Source organism: Shigella sp. FC1567, from assembly GCF_001743015.1.
Taxonomy (GTDB): domain Bacteria; phylum Pseudomonadota; class Gammaproteobacteria; order Enterobacterales; family Enterobacteriaceae; genus Escherichia; species Escherichia coli.
On record NZ_MIIV01000348.1, the window covers coordinates 1 to 716 of the forward strand.

2 protein-coding genes are annotated in these 716 nt (G+C 50.1%); one reads left to right on the plus strand and one right to left on the minus strand.

What is annotated here, in order from left to right; all coding sequences use genetic code 11:
• Positions 1-227, minus strand: a 227-nt coding sequence (locus BHE85_RS17595) for an IS3 family transposase (RefSeq protein ID WP_057951205.1), incomplete at its 3' end; no start/stop codon positions are given.
• A gap of 182 nt (positions 228-409) precedes the next feature.
• On the opposite strand from BHE85_RS17595, the gene BHE85_RS17600 reads away from it, so the two are divergent.
• Positions 410-716 (plus strand): transposase (locus BHE85_RS17600; protein WP_032219445.1); only part of this gene is annotated, 307 nt, incomplete at its 3' end.

Sequence of the window (716 nt, forward strand, 5' to 3'; positions counted from 1 at the left end):
CGTTGTAGCTTTTTCCTCAGCTTACGTATTTCGATTTGTTCTGGTGTTATCGGAGAGGCTTTTGGTGTTTTGCCCTGACGCTCATCACGCAGTTGTTTGACCCATCTTGTCATTGTGGAAAGGCCAACATCCATAGCTTTGGCGGCATCTGCCACCGTGTATTTCTGGTCAACAACCAGTTGAGCGGATTCGCGTTTAAACTCTGCGCTAAAATTTCTTTTTTTCATTGGAGCACCTGTGTTGTTCTGAGGTGAGCATATCACCTCTGTTCAGGTGGCCAAATTCAGTGTGCCACTTCACTTTTGACAGCTCCAATGCTGATGCCGCTTTTTCTGGATCAACTGATATTGCAATGTGAACCGCCCCGGGAATCCTGGAGACTAAACTCCCTGAGAAAGAGGTAAACAGGATGACTAAAAATACTCGTTTTTCCCCCGAAGTCCGTCAGAGGGCGATTCGTATGGTTCTGGAAAGTCAGGGCGAATATGACTCACAGTGGGCGGCAATTTGTTCCATTGCCCCAAAGATTGGCTGTACACCGGAGACTCTGCGTGTCTGGGTACGCCAGCATGAGCGGGATACCGGAGGCGGTGATGGCGGGCTCACCACCGCTGAACGTCAGCGTCTGAAAGAGCTGGAACGTGAAAATCGTGAACTGCGCCGCAGTAACGATATCCTTCGCCAGGCTTCCGCTTATTTTGCGAAGGCGGAGTTCG